The sequence below is a fragment of the Uruburuella suis genome (assembly GCF_022870845.1).
GTDB lineage: Bacteria > Pseudomonadota > Gammaproteobacteria > Burkholderiales > Neisseriaceae > Neisseria > Neisseria suis.
Map to the genome: position 1 here is coordinate 840184 of NZ_CP091507.1, position 18232 is coordinate 858415.

The 18232-nt window shown below is 53.1% G+C and carries 20 protein-coding genes, 1 tRNA gene and 1 pseudogene; 17 read left to right on the forward strand and 5 right to left on the reverse strand.

What is annotated here, in order from left to right:
• The first annotated feature begins 19 nt into the window (after positions 1–19).
• From dmpE to LVJ78_RS03735, 12 genes are all read left to right on the forward strand, one after another.
• Entirely contained in the window at positions 20–805 is a 786-nt protein-coding gene (gene dmpE, locus LVJ78_RS03680) for a 2-oxopent-4-enoate hydratase (RefSeq protein WP_132953961.1), read from the forward strand.
• A 286-nt stretch (positions 806–1091) separates the two neighbouring features.
• Positions 1092–1985, forward strand: coding sequence for a SphA family protein (locus LVJ78_RS03685; protein ID WP_132953960.1), 894 nt, complete (start codon positions 1092–1094; stop codon positions 1983–1985).
• Positions 1986–2118: 133 nt separating this feature from the next.
• On the forward strand, positions 2119–2412 hold the full coding sequence (locus LVJ78_RS03690; protein ID WP_132953959.1) for a LapA family protein: 294 nt from the start codon (positions 2119–2121) through the stop codon (positions 2410–2412).
• Between the two features lie 6 nt (positions 2413–2418).
• Positions 2419–3588 carry a lipopolysaccharide assembly protein LapB gene (lapB, locus tag LVJ78_RS03695; RefSeq protein WP_132953958.1) on the forward strand — a complete coding sequence of 390 codons (1170 nt, stop codon included), beginning with the start codon at positions 2419–2421 and terminating at the stop codon, positions 3586–3588.
• 59 nt (positions 3589–3647) lie between these two features.
• Complete coding sequence (locus LVJ78_RS03700; RefSeq protein WP_132953957.1) at positions 3648–4130, forward strand: DMP19 family protein; 483 nt, start codon at positions 3648–3650, stop codon at positions 4128–4130.
• A gap of 69 nt (positions 4131–4199) precedes the next feature.
• Positions 4200–4925, forward strand: a complete 726-nt coding sequence (pyrF, locus tag LVJ78_RS03705; RefSeq protein WP_132954006.1) for an orotidine-5'-phosphate decarboxylase — start codon at positions 4200–4202, stop codon at positions 4923–4925.
• Positions 4926–4986: 61 nt separating this feature from the next.
• A complete protein-coding gene (gene rfaE1 / locus LVJ78_RS03710; protein WP_132953956.1) occupies positions 4987–5949 on the forward strand; it encodes a D-glycero-beta-D-manno-heptose-7-phosphate kinase in 963 nt (320 codons plus the stop codon).
• A 60-nt stretch (positions 5950–6009) separates the two neighbouring features.
• Positions 6010–7011, forward strand: a complete 1002-nt coding sequence (gene rfaD, locus LVJ78_RS03715) for an ADP-glyceromanno-heptose 6-epimerase (protein WP_132953955.1) — start codon at positions 6010–6012, stop codon at positions 7009–7011.
• Positions 7012–7086: 75 nt separating this feature from the next.
• Complete coding sequence (hchA, locus tag LVJ78_RS03720; RefSeq protein ID WP_132953954.1) at positions 7087–7956, forward strand: glyoxalase III HchA; 870 nt, start codon at positions 7087–7089, stop codon at positions 7954–7956.
• A 70-nt stretch (positions 7957–8026) separates the two neighbouring features.
• Positions 8027–8521: a ribonuclease E activity regulator RraA gene (gene rraA, locus LVJ78_RS03725; protein WP_132953953.1), complete on the forward strand. Its 495-nt coding sequence runs from the start codon at positions 8027–8029 to the stop codon at positions 8519–8521.
• Between the two features lie 17 nt (positions 8522–8538).
• Positions 8539–8955, forward strand: a complete 417-nt coding sequence (locus LVJ78_RS03730) for an OsmC family protein (protein WP_132953952.1) — start codon at positions 8539–8541, stop codon at positions 8953–8955.
• 204 nt (positions 8956–9159) lie between these two features.
• On the forward strand, positions 9160–9864 hold the full coding sequence (locus LVJ78_RS03735; RefSeq protein ID WP_132953951.1) for a GntR family transcriptional regulator: 705 nt from the start codon (positions 9160–9162) through the stop codon (positions 9862–9864).
• Between the two features lie 252 nt (positions 9865–10116).
• On the opposite strand, the gene LVJ78_RS03740 is transcribed toward LVJ78_RS03735, so the two are convergent.
• A complete protein-coding gene (locus LVJ78_RS03740; protein ID WP_132953950.1) occupies positions 10117–10536 on the reverse strand; it encodes a hypothetical protein in 420 nt (139 codons plus the stop codon).
• A 402-nt stretch (positions 10537–10938) separates the two neighbouring features.
• Between LVJ78_RS03740 and LVJ78_RS03745 the strand changes: the two genes are divergently transcribed.
• Positions 10939–11703, forward strand: a complete 765-nt coding sequence (locus LVJ78_RS03745; protein WP_244802560.1) for an IS5 family transposase — start codon at positions 10939–10941, stop codon at positions 11701–11703.
• A 44-nt stretch (positions 11704–11747) separates the two neighbouring features.
• On the opposite strand, the gene LVJ78_RS03750 is transcribed toward LVJ78_RS03745, so the two are convergent.
• Complete coding sequence (locus tag LVJ78_RS03750) at positions 11748–12500, reverse strand: IS5 family transposase (protein ID WP_244802559.1); 753 nt, start codon at positions 12498–12500, stop codon at positions 11748–11750.
• Between the two features lie 213 nt (positions 12501–12713).
• Here LVJ78_RS03750 and LVJ78_RS03760 point away from each other — a divergent pair.
• A pseudogene (locus LVJ78_RS03760) lies at positions 12714–13550 on the forward strand (IS256 family transposase, variant Zn-binding type); the annotation flags it as partial.
• A 1204-nt stretch (positions 13551–14754) separates the two neighbouring features.
• Complete coding sequence (gene trhA, locus LVJ78_RS03765) at positions 14755–15381, forward strand: PAQR family membrane homeostasis protein TrhA (protein ID WP_132954895.1); 627 nt, start codon at positions 14755–14757, stop codon at positions 15379–15381.
• Between the two features lie 432 nt (positions 15382–15813).
• On the opposite strand, the gene LVJ78_RS03770 is transcribed toward trhA, so the two are convergent.
• The 3 genes from LVJ78_RS03770 to LVJ78_RS03780 form a co-directional block, all read right to left on the reverse strand.
• Positions 15814–15890: transfer RNA gene (locus LVJ78_RS03770), tRNA-Pro, on the reverse strand.
• A 115-nt stretch (positions 15891–16005) separates the two neighbouring features.
• The gene (locus LVJ78_RS03775) at positions 16006–16731 is read right to left on the reverse strand and encodes an SAM-dependent methyltransferase (RefSeq protein ID WP_132954896.1); all 726 of its coding nucleotides are present in this window, start codon (positions 16729–16731) and stop codon (positions 16006–16008) included.
• Positions 16732–16811: 80 nt separating this feature from the next.
• Positions 16812–17402: a Maf family protein gene (locus LVJ78_RS03780; protein ID WP_132954897.1), complete on the reverse strand. Its 591-nt coding sequence runs from the start codon at positions 17400–17402 to the stop codon at positions 16812–16814.
• A 51-nt stretch (positions 17403–17453) separates the two neighbouring features.
• Between LVJ78_RS03780 and LVJ78_RS03785 the strand changes: the two genes are divergently transcribed.
• Positions 17454–17957 carry a YceD family protein gene (locus LVJ78_RS03785; RefSeq protein ID WP_132954898.1) on the forward strand — a complete coding sequence of 168 codons (504 nt, stop codon included), beginning with the start codon at positions 17454–17456 and terminating at the stop codon, positions 17955–17957.
• A gap of 31 nt (positions 17958–17988) precedes the next feature.
• A complete protein-coding gene (gene rpmF, locus LVJ78_RS03790) occupies positions 17989–18168 on the forward strand; it encodes a 50S ribosomal protein L32 (RefSeq protein ID WP_089035754.1) in 180 nt (59 codons plus the stop codon).
• Positions 18169–18232 lie beyond the last annotated feature (64 nt).

Here is an 18232-nt window from a genome sequence, read left to right on the forward strand (position 1 = left end):
GGCCTCAAAGGAGCCAACCATGAATCCGGAAGATATCCGCCACTACGGCCACATGCTCTACCAAGCCATGCAAAGCCGCCAAAGCGTGCGCCCGCTCACCGAGCAAGCGCCCGACATCAGCATTGATGATGCTTATCAGATTTCGCTGCAATTTCTGCAACACCGCCTCGATGCGGGCGAGCGCATCGTCGGCAAAAAAATCGGCCTCACCTCGCATGCCGTGCAGCACATGCTGGGCGTGGACCAGCCCGATTTCGGCTACCTCACCGACAAAATGGTGTATAGCCAGGGGCAGGAAATCGACGTTGGCCAAAGCATGATACAGCCGCGCGCCGAAGGTGAAATCGCCTTTATTCTGAAAAAAGACCTTATGGGCCCCGGCATCAGCGCCGCCGATGTGCTCGCCGCCACCGAATGCGTGATGCCGTGTTTTGAAATTGTGGATTCACGCATTGAAAGTTGGCAAATCAAAATCCAAGACACCATTGCCGACAACGCATCCTGCGGCGTGCTGCTTTTGGGCGACACCGCCGTGAGCCCGCGCAAGCTTGATTTGGCCACCTGCGGCATGGTGGTGGAGAAAAACGGCAAAATCATCAGCACCGGCGCCGGCGCGGCCGCGCTGGGTAGCCCGGTGAACTGCGTGGCCTGGCTCGCCAACACGCTCGGGCGCTTCGGCATCGGCCTCAAAGCCGGCGAAGTGATTTTGTCCGGCGCGCTGGTGCCGCTCGAATGGGTGCAGCCGGGCGATTATTTTTCGGTGTCTGTCGGCGGCATCGGCCAAGCTTCCGTGCGCTTCAACTGAGTTTCAGACGGCCTTGGTAAGCACAAGCGTGTAGCGCAAGCGTGTGTAGGGTGTGTGCCATAGGCACGCGCGCGTTATACAGCACGCTGAAACCGCATGCGTGTTTGCTCATAAACCCTGTTTAGATTCGGCATGTTCTTGTTTTATATTGTTTAAAAGGGTTTCCGAAGGCTTGCCTGGTTTTTGTATCAGGCCGTCTGAAACTCAAGCGGCAATTCGCTCCCGTCAGCTTTCAGACGGCCTGCAACCCACCTAAAAAAACACAACAACCCCCAGGAGAAACCCCATGAGCCCCACCCGCATTTTCCCCGCCATCGCCTTGCTGGCGCTGGCCGCACAAGCGCATGCCACCGAAGGCGGCGCATCCATTTACCCGCATGGCGTGGAAGGCTTTATGGCCGGTGCGCTGCCGCCGCCGGGCGTGTATGGCATGGTGTATGGCCAGCACTATCACGCCGGCCGCCTCAACGACCACAACGGCGATAACCTCAACATGCCCAATTTCAGCATCAATGCCAACGTGATAGCCCCGCGCCTGATTTGGGTCACACCGCAAAAAGTGCTCGGCGGCGATTTGGCGCTGCACACCATCGTGCCGCTGGTCGATTTGGAAGTGGAAGCCGGCAGCCGCCGCCAGCGCAAAACCGGCCTAGGCGACATTGTGGTCGGCGCAGCGCTGGGCTACCACCACAGCGACAAGCTGCACAGCATTGTGGCGCTCGACACCTATCTGCCCACCGGCCGTTACGATAAAAACGATCTGGCCAATATCGGCACCAACCATTGGGCCGTCGAGCCTGTGTATGCCGTTTCTTATGTGCAGCCCAAAGGCGTGGTGGCCGATGCCAAAATCGGCTATATTTTCAACCAGCGCAACAGCGACACCGACTATAAAAGCGGCGACGAATTGCACGCCGATTATTCCGCCGGCTGGGCATTCGGAAACGGCTGGACGGCCGGCGTGGGCGGCTATGCGCTGCAACAAACCACGTCCGACAAACAACACGGCGAAACGCTCGCCCACAGCAAAACCCGCGCCTTCGCCATCGGCCCCTCGGTGAAATACGACAGCGGCAAAGGCTGGTTTGCGAGCCTCAAATGGCAGAAAGAAGTGGTGGCGCAAAACCGCCCAGAGGGCAACGCCGTGTGGCTCAAAGCGGTGTTTCCGCTTTCAAAATAAAACCGTGGCTCCGGTTTTCTTAATGATAAAGCGTCCCGGCAAGGGCGCTTTTTTTGTGCGCTTTACACAAATCGTTTAAACTAGCGCCGTGCATTATTTCAGACGGCCTCAACCGCATCCTCCGGAGAATTTGATGAAAACGGTTTATTTGATAATCAAAATTATTGTGCTGCTGGTGTTTTTACTGCTGGCAGTGAGCAACACGCAGGCGGTGCAGTTTTTCTATCTGCCCGGTCAAGAAGTGAGCCTGCCGCTGATTTTGGTGTTGTTTGGTGCTTTTTTGGTGGGTGCGGTGTTTGGCCTGCTGGCGCTTTTCGGCCGACTGCTCTCGCTGCGCAACGAAAACGCGCGCCTGCGCGCCGAAGTGAAGAAATCCGCCCGCCTGAGCAGCCATGATGTGGCCGTGCCTGCGGCCGCCAAGGAATAAGCGCGCATGGAAAACGAAATCTGGATGTGGCTGCTGCCGATTATCCTGTTGCCGGTGTTTTTCGCCATGGGCTGGTTTGCCGCGCGGGTAGACATGAAAACCGTGCTCAAGCAGGCCAAAAGCGTGCCGGTGGGCTTCTATAAAAGCCTCGATGCGCTGGTCGACCGCAACAGCGGCAAAGCCGCACGCGAATTGGCCGAAGTGATCGACCAGCAGCCGCAATCGTATGACCTCAACCTCACCCTGGGTAAGCTCTACCGCCAGCGCGGTGAAAACGACAAAGCCATCGCCATGCACCAAGCGCTGCTTGATTCGCCCGACACCGTGGGCGAAAAGCGCGAGCGCGTGTTGTTTGAATTGGGGCAGAATTACCAAAGCGCCGGCCTTGTGGACAGAGCCGAGCAGATTTTTCTCGGCCTGGAAAGCGGCAATATGGGCAAAGAAGCGCGCCAAGTGCTGCTCAATATCTACCAGCAAGACCGCGATTGGGAAAAAGCCATCGCCACCGCGCAATGGCTCAGCCACGACGAGCAAACCTATCAATTCGAAATCGCCCAATTTTATTGCGAGCTGGCGCAGGCGGCTTTGTTTAAATCCGATTTTGCCGCCGCCCGCGCCGCCGTGCAAAAAGCGCTCGATGCCAATAAAAAATGCACCCGTGCCAATATGATTTTGGGCGACATCGAGCAAAAAGAAGGGCATTATGCCGCCGCCGTTGAAGCTTATTCGGCGATTGAAAAGCAAAACCATGCCTATTTGAGCATGGTGGGCGAGCGCCTTTATGACGCTTATGATGCACAAGGCCTGCCGCAAGAAGGGCTCAATGTGCTCACCGGCTATATGAAAACCTTTCCGCAGCTCGACCTGATTAATGTGATTTACGATAAATCGCTGCTCTTGCACGGCGAGCAGCAAGCGGCGCAAACTGCGGTGGAATTGGTGCGGCAAAAGCCCGATTTGGGCGGCGTTTACCGCCTGCTCGGCCTGCAAATCAGCGAGCTGGAGCCCAGCTGGAAAGCCGATGCCGACATGATGCGCGGCGTGATCGGCCGCCAGCTGCAAAAATCGCTGATGTATCGCTGCCGCAACTGCCACTTTAAATCGCAGGTGTTTTTCTGGCATTGCCCCGCCTGCAACAAATGGGAAACCTTCACTCCCAACCGCATTGAAGTATAAAGTTTCAGACGGCCTGCCGATTGAGGCCGTCTGAATAAAATAAAAGCAGGAGAACCCATATGGTAAGCTTCACCGCACCGGATTACAACCCGCAAGACCCGGCCGCTTTTCTCTACACGCTCAGCGATGCCTATCTGGCTTTTATCGAAGCAGAAGGCGAGGCCGCGATGGAAGCGCTCAACGACGAGCAACACACGCTGATGGCCTATTGCTATCTCGACAGCCAAGTGCAAGAGGGCGGTTTTGTGCAGCTCATTGCCGCAGGCTACGGCGAGTATGTGTTTATGAACCCGCTGGCCGACAGCCTGCGCCGCTGGCGCATCAAGCCCACGCCGAAAATAATCGACCAAGCCCGCGCGCTTTATGAGAAAAACGGTGCCGCCATCGAAGCGCTGGCCGATGAAGGCGCACCGCTGGAAGCCATACGCGCGCGCTTTGCCGATTTTGAAGAGCTGGACGGCGATTATTACGATGCCGCCGATGAAGATTTGGCCGCCGCTGCCGAATATGTGCAGGCGAATCCGGCCAAATTTCTTGCTTGAAACACCGGTTTCAGACGGCCTGTATGCTTATTGCCAAGGCCGTCTGAACGCTCGATAACGGAATGCATGATGAACCCTTTAATCACCGATTTCCCCTCCGCCGCCGCGCGCATGCCCGTGATTGTGGCGCTGGATTTTGCCGATGAAAAAAGCACGCTCGCCTTTGTGCGCCGGCTCGAGCCCGACACTTGCCAGCTCAAAATCGGCAAAGAGCTTTTCACCGCCAGCGGCCGCCACTTGGCCGAAAGCCTGATTAACCAAGGCTTCAAGCTTTTTCTCGATTTGAAATACCACGATATTCCCCACACCGTGGCGCAAGCCTGCAAAGTGGCCGCCGATATGGGCGTGTGGATGGTCGATATGCACGCCTCGGGCGGCCGGCGCATGATGGCCGCCGCGGCTGAGGCCGTGGCCGGTTGCGCCCACAAGCCGCTGCTTATCGGCGTGACCGTGCTCACCAGCATGGATGCGCAGGATTTCGCCGAAACCGGCGTGGGGCGCAGCATTGAGGCGCAAGTGTCGGCGCTGGCCAATCTGGCGCAGCAAAGCGGGCTCGACGGTGTGGTGTGTTCCGCCCACGAAGCCGCCTTGCTGCGCGCCGAGCGCGGTGAGGATTTTGTGTTGGTTACGCCCGGCATCCGCTTGAACACAGAAGGCAATCAAGACGACCAGCGCCGCATCATGACCCCCGCCCAAGCTTTAGCCGCCGGCTCGAGCTATTTGGTGATGGGGCGGCCGATTACGCAAGCCGCCGACCCGCTGGCGGTGTTGCGCGAAGTGAATGCGCTGGTTTAGCAGGCAGGTCGTCTGAAAAAAGGCCGTCTGAAAAATTAAATCATGGAGATGAAAGCAAACGATGATGTTTCATGTTGACGACAAACAATTGAAAAACCGCTTTGCCCAAGCCCGCGTGTTGGTGGTGGGCGATGTGATGCTGGATCGTTATTGGTTTGGCGATGTGTCCCGCATTTCGCCCGAAGCGCCGGTGCCGGTGGCGAAAATCGGCCATGTCGACCAACGCGCCGGCGGTGCGGCCAACGTGGCGCGCAATATCGCCGCTTTGGGTGGCCATGCGGCTTTATTATCGGTGGTGGGCAACGATGAAGCCGCCGCCGCGCTCGATAGCCTGATGCAGCAAGACGGCGTAGCCGCCCATCTGCTGCGCGATGCCGATATCGCCACCACCGTGAAATTGCGCGTGGTGGCGCGCAACCAGCAATTAATCCGCCTCGATTTCGAAGAGCCGCCGCACCGCGAAATTCTCGATGCCGTGAAAACGCAATACCGCCGTTTGCTGCCCGAATACGATGTGGTGTTGCTGTCCGACTACGGCAAAGGCGGCCTCACCCATGTGGCCGAGTTGATTGATTGGGCGCGCGAAGCCGGCAAGCCCGTGTTGATCGACCCCAAGGGCGACGATTACGACAAATACGCCGGCGCCACTTTGCTCACACCCAATCGCGCCGAATTGAAAGAAGTGGTGGGCAGCTGGAAAAACGAGCAAGAGCTGGCCGAAAAAGCGCAAGCCTTGCGCCGCCGCCTGGATTTAGCCGCCTTGCTGCTCACCCGCAGCGAAGAGGGCATGAGCCTTTACCGTGCAGACCAAATCGACCACCAGCCCACGCGGGCGCAAGAAGTGTATGATGTGTCGGGCGCGGGCGACACCGTGATTGCCAGCATGGGCTTGGGGCTGGCGGCCGGCTTCGATATGATAGAAGCCATGCATCTGGCCAACACCGCCGCCGGCGTGGTGGTGGCCAAGCTCGGCACGGCGGTGTGCACGTTTGACGAATTGGCCGCGGCTTTGCTTGAGCAATAAAGGCTTGTTTATCAGGCCGTCTGAAACCTTTCAGACGGCCTCAGCAGAAAAGGAAAAGTGATGACCATTATCGTAACCGGCGCGGCCGGCTTTATCGGCTGCAATATTGTGAAAGCGCTCAATGCACGCGGCATCACCGATATTGTGGCGGTAGACAACCTCACCCACGGCGATAAATTCAAAAATCTGGCCGAATGCGAAATAGAGCATTATCTCGACAAACATGAATTTATCCGCCAAGTGCGCGAGCATGTGCTGCCTTATCACGACATCAAAGCCGTGTTTCACGATGGCGCCTGCTCCGACACCATGGAGCAAAACGGCCTTTATATGATGGACAACAACTATCAATACAGCCTCGATTTGCTCGATTGGTGCCAAGATGAGCGCATTCCTTATCTTTATGCATCAAGCGCCGCCGTGTATGGCAAGGGCGAGATTTTCCGTGAAGAGCGCGAATTGGAAAAGCCGCTCAATGTGTATGGCTATTCCAAATTTCTGTTTGACCAAGTGGTGCGCCGCCGCATTGCCGACGGGCTCACCGCGCAAGTGGCGGGTTTCCGCTATTTCAACGTTTACGGCCCGCACGAGCAGCACAAGGGCCGCATGGCTTCGGTGGCTTTCCACCATTTCAACCAATATCGCGAACACGGCTATGTGAATTTGTTCGGCGCCAACGACGGCTATGCCGCCGGCGGCCAAACCCGTGATTTTGTGAGCGTGGAAGATGTGGTGAAGGTGAATCTTTTCTTTTTCGACCACCCCGGCCAATCGGGCATTTTCAACTTGGGCACAGGCCAGAGCCAACCGTTTAACGATTTGGCCGCCGCCACCGTGAATGCCTGCCGCGTGGCCGAGGGCAAGAGCGCGCTGAGCCTGCCGGAATTGGTGAAAGAAGAGCTGATACGCTATATTCCTTTCCCCGATGCGCTCAAAGGCAAATACCAAAGCTTCACCGAAGCCGATATTTCGCGCCTGCGCGCCGCCGGCTACGAAGGCAACTTTTTTGATGTAAACGAGGGCGTGAGCCGCTATGTGCATTGGATGTTGAATAATCTTTAAACAAGGCCGTCTGAAAAAAAACGAGGCCGTCTGAATACTTTTGTTGATGCACCCCCACCATAAAGGAAACAGAAAATGACTGAATTAAGCAAAAAACCCGTGCCCGACCGTGCGGAATACAACGCGTTTTTCCCGTCTGAGTTTTCCCTGAATGCTTATGTGGCGCCGAAAACCGATTTTAACGGCGTGCAATTTTCGCAAGCCTACACCGGCGGCAAATACAAAGTGTTGATGATTGCTGCCGACGAGCGCTATCTGCCCATGCAAAACGGCACCCGTTTTTCCACCGGCAACCATCCGGTAGAAACCTTGCTGCCCATGCTGCATCTGCACGAAGCCGGCTTTGAAATCGATGTGGCCACTGTGTCGGGCAATCCGGCCAAGTTTGAAATGTGGGCCATGCCCAAAGACGATGAAGCCGTGGCCGGTATTTTCCAAACCTATCTGCCCAAATTGCAGCAGCCCTTGAAACTGGCCGATGTATTGGCACAAGTGCTTGCACCCGATTCGCCCTATATCGGCGTGTTTATTCCCGGCGGCCACGGCGCATTCAATGCCTTGCCGCACAGCGCCGAGGTGAAGCGCGTGCTCGAATGGGCGCTGCAAAACAACCGCCACATCATCACCTTGTGTCACGGCCCCGCCGCACTGGTGGCGCTGGCCGAAGCGGGTAAAGATTTTGCACTGGCGGGCTATCAAGTGTGCGTGTTTCCCGATGCGCTTGATGAAGGTGCCAACATCGAAATCGGCTATATGCCGGGGCGTTTGCGCTGGCTGGTGGCGCAAAAACTCAAAGAGTTGGGCATGGAAGTGGTAAACGAGGGCATGAGCGGCCAAGTGTGCCAAGACCGCCAATTGCTCACCGGCGACAGCCCTTTGGCCGCCAACGCCTTGGGCATTTTGGCCGCCGATGTGCTGCTGGCGCGCGCGGCCGAGCTGGGTTGAGCGGCCGTCTGAACATTTGTTTGCGTATATAAAAAAAAGCGGCAGCGCCGCCTATTTTCAGGAGAAAACCATGAGTGAGCAACACGATTTCAGCACCGCCGATTTAATCGACATCGCCCCCGACACGCCTTCGTGCGAAACCCAATTTCACCGCTTCGGCCGCCACCGCCATTTCTGCGGCAAAATCCGCACGGTGAAATGCGCGCGCGACAACGGCTTGGTGAAAACCCTGATGAACAGCCATTCCGAGGGCGAAGTGTTGGTGGTGGACGGCGGCGGCTCGCTCTACAGCGCCTTGATGGGCGATTTGATTGCCGGTGCGGGTGCGGCCAACGGCTGGGCGGGTGCAGTAATCAATGGTGCCATCCGCGACAGCGAAGCCATCAACACCATGCCCTTCGGCGTGAAAGCGCTGGGCACCAATCCGCGCAAGAGCGCCAAGGCCGGCGCGGGAGAAGTAGACATCACCGTGTCGTTCGGCGGGGTGGATTTTATTCCCGGCCACTATCTTTATAGCGATGCAGACGGCATTTTGGTGTCTGCCGAGCCGCTGCACCAATCGTAATCACACAAGGAAACCCAATGAAAGTAACATCAAAATGGCTGGATAATATGTGTTTTGTTGGCAGCACCGAAGCCGGCCACAGCGTGGTGATGGAAGGCGCGGCGGCCGAGGGCGGTGTAAAGCGCGGCCCCAGCCCGATGGAAATGCTGCTTTTGGGCGTGGCCGGCTGCTCCAGCATCGATGTGGTGCTGATTGCCGAAAAGCAGCGGCAAAACGTGGTGGATTGCCAAGCCACGGTAACGGCCAAACGCGCCGACGACACCCCGCGCGTGTTTACCGAAATCCATATTCATTTCAAGGTGATCGGCCATGATTTGAAAGAAGCGGCGATTGAAAAAGCGGTGCAGATGTCGGCCGAAAAATATTGCTCGGCATCTATCATGTTGGGCAAAGCCGCCAAAATCAGCCACAGCTTTGAGATTGCAGCGGCATAAGGCCTGAAAAAGCGCCGAGGCCGTCTGAAAGCACAAGCGGAATTTTGAAAGATTCCGCTTTTTTATTTGCTGCACTATATATCAGTCACATTGCAAACAATCGGCTATAATAACGAAAATTTGCCGGCCATTCGGCAGGCTGCCGCCCAGCGGCATTGATGACGATTATTATGGAGAAGCCGTGTTCAACGGCAAGAATGGTTTATGGAAAATAATAAAGATGACATGCTGGTAGATGCGCCGACTGCCTCGTCGATGATCAGCGAAGAGCGCCATGATTCGGAGCTTTTCCGCGTGTATGCCGCCATTTTGGATGCCATCACCGACCGGGTGCTGCTGCCGGGCAAAAAGCTGACCGAATCGGATTTGTGCCGCCAAATGAGTTGCTCGCGCAACACCGTGCGCGGCGCTTTGTCGCTGCTGGCGCATGATCATATCGTGGATTTGCAGCCCAACCGCGGCGCGTTTGTGCATGTGCCCGATGCCAAAGAAACCAAAGATGTGTATGAATTGCGCATTGCTTTGGAAGAAATGGTGATGGATATGTTGCTGGATCTGCCCGACCTGCCCGCGCGCCTGCAACCGCTTTATGAAATGCTCGAAAAAGAAAAAACCGCATTCGAGCAGGGCGACCGCGTGAGCTGGGTGCGCCTGGTGAATGCATTTCATGTGGAATTGGTGCGCCTGCTCGACAACACCGTGCTGCTCGAATTGATGAATTCGCTGTGTGCGCGCTCATCGCTGATGATTGCCGTGTTCGACAAACCGGTGCGCAACAACGGCTCATACGAAGAGCATAAAGAAATACTCGATTTGCTCAGCGAGGGCAAGCGTGCGCGCGTGTGCAAAATGATGCGCCGCCATTTGGGCGGCTGCCAAGAGCGGCTGAACCAGCAATTTGCCGGCTGAGGTTTTTTGTTGATAAGTGTGAAAAAGGCCGTCTGAAAGCGTTCAGACGGCCTTTTTATACCAATTCTAAAAAATAACCTTACAAAATAAAAGCAGTTCGACAGCATCATCCGCGTAGGTCGGATTCTTGAATCCGACGTTTGGCCAACGGCCAAAGCGATGTGCGTGCCTTGTTCTGCGAACAAGTGTCGGATTCGAGAGTCCGACCTACAGGCTGCCTGTTTGTATATTACTTTTTTGAATGGGTATTATTTACAGCTTGTGGTAAACATCAGCCAAACTGGCACCGCCGGAGCAGGGATAATGCAAAGCCACGGGATCGGCAGAGTCGATGCTCAGGCTGTTGGGGCTGAACACGAATATCAGTCTCGAGCCTTTATCGCCGATTTCATAGCGGTTTTCGGCGGTTTTTACGGCTTCGCCGCTGAAGCGGCAAGTGGGCTTTTTGATGTCGCTGCGGGAATTGATGTCGATGGCAAGCTTATTGTCGGCTTGGCCACGCACGGTAACCATCACCCAATCGTAGCCTTGTGCGCGTTGGGCGTAGCCTTCGCTGGCATAGCGGCCGTCAAGCGCAGTGTCGGCTGCGGCGCTCGGCGGGGTGTGTTGGCAGGCAGCCAATGTGGCGAGCGTGCCCAAAAGAAGGGCGGCGCGTTTGATGAGCTGGGGCATTGTCGGTTTCCTTTTTACGGTTGGAATGGGTTTGCCCATTGGCGCAGAGCCGAATAGGCGAAGCTGTAAAGCAGTGTACACGCTTTGCCGCTGCGCCGCTGCTCCTTCTCATACCCATTCGAAAAATAACCTAACTGCGTTGGCTCGCCTAGGGTCTGTTCACAATTCATCCACGAGTAAGATTTTGAGCGCAAAAGCGTGGCTGCAAGGCGAAAAGCACAGCAAGGTTGAACACCTTGCGAGCATTTTCAACGCAGCAGGCGCGTTTTTGAGCCAAAATATTGCCGCGTGATGAAATGTGAACAGCCCCTAGGGTCTGTTCACAATTACTTGTCATAACATTGAATAAAAAGGAAAGCAGGTGTAAAAAGGGAGCTCTCACACAACCCTAATACACCTGCCATGCCCCGCACACTACTCAAAGATGAATACTGGACGAAGCTGTTGCCCATTCTGCGTGATTTGGGTGTTTATTGCAAACCCAATCTACGCCTGATTTTCGAAGGCATCCTATACAGAGTCAGAACCGGCATCCCTTGGCGCGATCTGCCCGAGTATTTCGGCAAACACCATACCGTTTACACGGCTTATAACCGTTGGTCGGCAAAAGGTATTTTTGCCGAAGCCTTAAAAAAGCTCAGCCAAGACTGTGATTTGGAATGGGTAGCCATAGATGGCAGCTATGTTCGGGCGCATCAACATTCAGCCGGCGCCTCATGGCTCAGCGAAGAAGAGGAACACGCAATCGGTATGAGCCGGGGCGGGATGACCAGCAAGATTCATCTGGCGGTAGACGTCTCAGGCAATCCGGTTGAGATTATCATTACTGCGGGCAATATCAACGATATCAGCGTTGCGCCGGAATTGCTTGATAACATCGATCTTGCCGGAACTGAGCTTGTGAATGCGGATAAGGGCTATGATTCAGACCGACTCAGGGAACAGATAGAGGAAAGTGGCGCGAAAGCCAATATTCCCTATAGAAAAGACAGGGAAGAGAAAAATAAAGACATGGACTGGTATCTTTATAAAATCAGGCACTTGGTGGAGAATACTTTTTGTCGTCTGAAACATTTCCGAGCGATTGCCAGCCGCTACGATAAGCTAAAGCGCAACTTCCACAGCACGGTTTTATTGGGATGCATTGTGATGTGGCTACCTTTATGACAAGTAATTGTGAACAGACCCTAGGGCGTCCTGACAATTACTTGTCATAAAGGCAGCCATAGCATAATACAAGCTAAAGCAACTACGCTTTCATAATGCCTTTTCAAACGATCGTAACGGGTGGCAACCGCACGAAAATGTTTCAATTTTTCAAAGGCATTCTCTACCAAATGCCTCGCTTTATACAAATACCAATCCATACACACATTCAGACGCTCCCTGTCTTTTTTATAAGGAATATTCGGCCTGATGCCCATATCGGCAAGCAACTGCCTGAAAGCGTCAGAGTCATAACCTTTGTCGGCAGTCAGCACTTCGGTTGAGGATAAATCTACGCTATCCAGCAATTCCGGTGCCGCAGTAATGTCATTAACCGTTCCCGATGTGACCTTGAAACCTACAGGGTTTCCACAGGCATCGACAGCCAAATGAATTTTAGTGCTATTGCCACCACGGCTGTGGCCGACAGCGGCTGCCTCTCCAACAGTTGCCGCTGCATGTTGGTGGACTTTGACATAGCTGCCGTCAATAAATACCCATTCCATATCGGGGAATTCGGTCAAGGCATTGAGTATGCTTTGAAAAATCCCTTTCTCCGACCATCTATGGAAGAGGCGCAACAGGGAATTGCCTTTACCGAAAAACGGCGGGATGTCTTCCCACGGTATGCCGGTTCTGATGCGGTAAAGTATGCCTTCTATTTTGAGGCGCAGATTTTTCTTGTGGTAAACGCCTAAATCGAGCAGAATGTTTAACAGCTTTGACCAGTATTCATCTTTGAGTAGTGTTCGAGGCATGGCAGATAAGTATGTTTTGTTTGGCGACAAAAATTTTAACTTATCTGCCTTTCTTTTATCTGATTATTTTTATGACAAGTAATTGTCAGGACGCCCTAGCCCTACTATAGTATGCAGGCATAAGGGACAAAAAAGGTGCTAAAAATTGCTGAAAGTCTTACGCTATAAGGATTTCAAGGATTCAAAGGTTTTGAATACAAAAAATGCCCTTTTTGCCACTCAAATAAAGTCAAAAAAGATGGTAAACAAAATAATCGGCAGCGTTATAAATGTCACGTTTGTGACAAGCGTTTTAGCGGCGGTTCGCGTCTCAATCCTGACGAATTATGGCAGCGCTACTCAAGGGGCAAGCAGACGGTCGGGCAGCTCGCAGAGCACTTCCATTGCAGCCGTAAAACCATCAGCCGCCATTTGGGCAAAGTAGTCACCAAACATGAATTTGCAACACCGCAAACCGTTAACCTGATTATGGACACCACCTATTTCGGCAGGCGTTTCGGCGTCATGGTTTTGCATGACGGCATCAGTGGGCAGGCTTTGTCTGTTGATGAAGTCAAATCTGAAACCAACGCATTATATTTTGAGGCCGTCTGCAAAATAAGGGAAAAAGGCATAAATATACAAAGTATTACCTGTGATGGCAAAAAAGGGTTGATGCAGATGTTTGCCGATATTCCCGTGCAGCTGTGCCACTTCCATCAGGTCAAAACGGTGAACCGCTACCTGACCCGAAAGCCGAAAACGGTAGCGGCGCAAGACTTGCGCGAGCTCGTGCTTACCCTGAAAAGCAGCAGCCGGCACCAGTTTGAAAGCGCATTGAACGACTGGTTTGAACAACATAAAAGCTTCTTGAATGAGCGTAGCATTCATCCGGAAACAGGCAAGTCACACTACACGCACAAGAGGCTTCGCAGTGCCTACAACAGCCTGAAACGGAACTTGGATTATCTGTTTGCCTTTGAGCGGTTTGCTGAATTGGACATTCCCAAAACCACCAATTTTCTGGAAGGCCGTTTTGGGGATATGAAGCAGAAACTGCGCTGTCACTAGGGCATGAGAAAAGAGAATAAGATAAGGTTTATTAAGGATTATTTTTCTCGGAAAAACCTTAACAGCACCTAAAATGTCCCTTAGGAAGATGTTTCTTCAAAAGAGCACCTTTTTTGTCCCTTACGCCGAAATCAAGAAAAAGTGACACAAAACTACATTTTGCAACGGCGTAGGTTGGGTTGACAAACCCAACGTTTCAGACGGCTTGTGGATTTGTTGGGTTTACAACCCAACCTACCTGCTGTGTCACTCTTTTATGCATTCCACTATAGGTGTACTGTCTTCGGCTCGCCGCTTTGTTATCTTATTTTTTCGGATGGATATCTTAAGATGGGAGCGGGTAGCCGGCATTGTGAAATGTTCGATATTTCATTACCGACGCAATAATACCCATTCAAAAAATAATATACAAACAAGCAGCCCGTAGGTCGGATTCTCGAATCCGACACTTGTTCGTAGAACAAGGCACCCACATCGCTTTGGCCGTTGGCTAAACGTCGGATTCAAGAATCCGACCTACGCGGATGATGCTGCCGAACTGCTTTTATTTGGTAAGGTTATTTTTTAGAATGAGTATAATCCGTTATAAACTGTGTTTTGAAAAGCCGGCAGGCCGTCTGAAAAGTTTCAGACGGCCTTTTGTTTGGAATGGTAAAATTGACAACAATTTATTTCTATTTTGTCGGCAATTTTATAAAATTTAAAAATAAATATAATTTAAAAACAATATATTGAAATTTTTATATTTTTAAAATTTTTATTTTTACTGTATTTTGTGTAGAATTTTTCTAAAGATTTGTGGTTGAATGGAAAACATAAATAGCATTTTCGCCCGCTTTGGCCGTGGTTTTTCAAGCGCCCGCTAGGCTGATAAGTGCTTGCCTTGCGGTTGATTGCAGCTGCCGGCTCGGGTGAGGTGCAGCGGTTTCGAGTTGTGTGTTGTCGCTTGGGTTATTGCGAATGCACATGGTGGGGTGGGGCAGATGCGGGTTGGATAAAGTTTTGTGATGGCTGAGGCTTCAGACGGCATGGTTGGTTTTTGCCGTCTGTTTTTTGCCTGCTGTTCTGCTTTTTGCGTGATGCCCGCTCAATTTCTGCAACATGTTCTAACTTGATTTTATGTGTTCAGACGGCCTTAAGCTGCCGAAAATAGCGTACACTTGCTCCTTGTTTAGATGAGAACGATTTTTGAACAGGATGTGTTATGTATCCAGGTGAGCGTTTTAATGCTTACAGCCATTTGCTTGGCGCGGTGTTGGCTGTGATTGGCACGGTGATGTTGCTGCAAAAAGCAGGGCACACGCAAGATGTGTATAAAATCATCAGCTCGACCGCTTACGGCGTGTGCCTGATTTTACTTTATATGGGCTCCACCATTTATCACAGCACCCGCCATCCGGGCGTGAAAGGGGTGTTGCAGAAATTTGACCATTGCGCCATTTATCTGCTGATTGCCGGCAGCTACACGCCGTTTACGCTGGTAACGCTCAACGGCGCATGGGGCTGGTCGCTGTTTGGTGTGTCGTGGGGGCTGGCCGCGTTTGGCATTGCGCAAGAGCTCACCATCGGGCGCAAGAGCGAAAAGCGTTTGCTGTCGATGATTTTATATATGGTGATGGGCTGGTTGGTGGTGGTGGCGATGTATCCGCTGCTGCAAACCCTGCCTGCTTGGGGGCTTTTCTGGCTGGTGCTCGGCGGCTTGCTCTACAGCGGCGGCATTTATTGGTTTATCAACGATGAAAAAATCAAATACGGCCACGGCATTTGGCATTTGTTTGTGCTCGGCGGCAGCTTGGCGCAGTTTATTTGTGTGTATTTTTATGTGGTGTGATGATTGCATCAGCATGATATATAAAGGCCGTCTGAAAAGTTTTCAGACGGCCTTTATATATAGTGGAATGCATAAAAAAGTGATACGACGGGTAGGTTGGGTTGAAAACTCAACAAATCCACAAGCCGTCTGAAATGTTGGGTTTGGCAACCCAACCTACGCTGTTTCAGAGTGCATTTCGTGTCACTTTTTCTTGCATTTCACTATATATGGCTGTAAAGCTGGAGCTTTTTGTGCTTGCGCGAACCGGTGTGGTTAAACCGAATTGGATTTCAGTTTATTTTTCAGCCATGCGAATTGGATTTAATCACTTTAATATCGTTGGCTTGCGGCTGCATCGCAGCTCAACCCGTGGGCTATATTGTTTGCAGATGTCCAAACCCTTAAATGTAAATCAGCCTGCTTTGACGAATCAAAGCAAGCTGAAATATTTGGTCGGAATGAGAGGATTCGAACCTCCGACCCCTTCGTCCCGAACGAAGTGCGCTACCGGGCTGCGCTACATTCCGAATAAGCTGTGCATTATAGTGAGTGGCGGCTGTTTTGACAAGCGCTTGTGAGATGTTGTTGCTATTTTATTGATTTTTATATTTAAGTTTTAGGGCGTCTGAAAAGTTTCCGGCTTCAGGTTCTGGTTTGTGCGGCATGGAGCACGAAAATGGTCGGCCGCTTTTTCAGGTCGGGCAAGCTGCTTTTGCGCCATTGGGCAATGGTTTGGCTGATGATTTGCTGGCCGGGCAGGGTTAAATCGCAGGCGGTGCACAGGCGGGTGGCGGGGCTGAGGGTGGCAACGGCATCGGCGAGCAGCGCATCGTTGCGGTAAGGGGTTTCGATGAAAAGCTGGGTTTCGTTGTGTTGGTGCGAGCGTTGTTCCAGCGCTTTGAGGGCGCTGATGCGCTGGGCTTTATCGGCGGGCAGATAGCCTTTAAAAGCAAAGTTTTGACCGTTGGCGCCCGAAGCCATCAAGGCTAGCAGCAGGCTGGAGGGGCCGACAAGCGGGCGCACTTCGAAGCCGCCGGCGTGCGCGAGTGCCACCAAGTTGGCGCCGGGGTCGGCCACGGCTGGGCAGCCGGCTTCGCTGAGCAAACCCATGCTGCGGCCTTGGTGCAGCGGCTGCAATAAATCGGGCAGGATTTGGGGGTTTGTGTGCTCATTGAGCGCTTGCAGATTGAGCGTGCGAATCGGTGTGGTGATGCCCAAATGCTTTAAATGGGCGCGGGCGGTTTTTTCGGCTTCCACCACAAAATCGGTGAGGCCGGTGATTTGTGCTTGCTCGTGCGGCAGCAGGCAGGGCGTGTCGGGCGCGCCGAGCGGGGTGGGAATCAGATAAAGTATGGGTGCGGCGGTCATGGCGGGCTTTCGTTTAAATGGGAATGGTTTGGTATGGGCGTTCAGGCCGTCTGAAAATGCAGGTGCACGGGTGAAAAATGCTACAAAATGTCCATGCCTTCGGCTTGCAAAAAGTCAACCAGCTTGAAGATGGGCAGGCCGATCAGGGCGTTGGGGTCGCTGCTCTCGATTTTTTCCAGCAAGGCTGCGCCCAAACCTTCGCTTTTGGCGGCACCGGCGCAATAAACCGCATCCGGCTCGCGCTCGAGATAGCGGCGGATTTGTTCGGCTGAAAGAGGGCGCATGCTTACTATGGTGGTGTCGGTGTGAATGTGCAGGCGGCCGCTTTCGCTGTTGAGGAGACATAAAGCGCTGTAAAAGGTGATGGTTTGGCCGGATAGCTCGGCCAGCATTTGTTGTGCTTTTGCCACGCTTTCCGGCTTGCCCAGCTGGCGACCGTTGCAGCAGGCCACTTGGTCGGCGCCGATAATCAGCGCGCGCTCAAAGGTGCCGGCCAATGAGCGGGCTTTGCCGATGGCCAGCCTCAAGGCGGTTTGCGATGCGGCTTCGCCCGGCTCGGGTGTTTCGTCGAAATCGGGGCGGGCGGTTTGGAAAGGCAGCCCCAGTGTGCGCAATTGCTGCTGGCGGAAAATCGAACTTGAGCCTAAAATAAGCGGAAGTGGTGTATTCATTTGTGTAAAAGCATTGACGTTAATCTGCTTAAATTATATCATAGCCCGTTTATGTTAGACCCTAATTTGATTGACCCCGAAGTGTTCGCCGCAGAAGGGCGCCGTTTGCAAGGCAGGCTGGCGCTCAATCAGCTGGATGAGCGCGTTTGGTCGCACGAATATTTGGCAAACAAAGAAGCCGAAGTGTCGTTTACGCTGCAAGGCGGGCGCGACCGATGGCAGCGTTTGTATTTGGATTTGAGCGTAAAAGGCGATGTGCCGCTGGTGTGTCAGCGCTGCATCAAGCCGATGCCGTTTGAATTTGACGAACAAAGCCGCGTGGTGTTGTTTGCCGATGATGCAAGCTTGGATGAAGCCATGCTTTCCGATGATGAGTTGGAGGGCATGCTGCTGCAAAAAGCGTTGGATGTGCGTATGCTGGTGGAAGACCAAATCCTGATGGCGCTACCGTTTTCGCCACGGCATGAGGATTGCGGCAATGCTGCATTGGCCGAAGTCAATCAAGATAAACCCAATCCGTTTGCCGTATTGGCAGGGCTGAAAAGCAGCCGCTAACCCATTTGTATTTGATATTTAGGAGCTTGAAATGGCCGTTCAACAAAACAAGAAATCCCCCTCTAAACGCGGTATGCACCGCTCGCACGATGCGCTGACTGCGCCGGCACTGTCGGTTGACGGCAACACCGGCGAAGTGCACCGCCCGCACCACATTTCACCCAACGGCATGTATCGCGGCCGTAAAGTGGTGAAAGCCAAAGGCGAATAATCCCCTGCCTTTTGCCTGTAAGGAAGCCAGCAGATTGCTCTCAAACCGCAATTGCCGGCTTTTT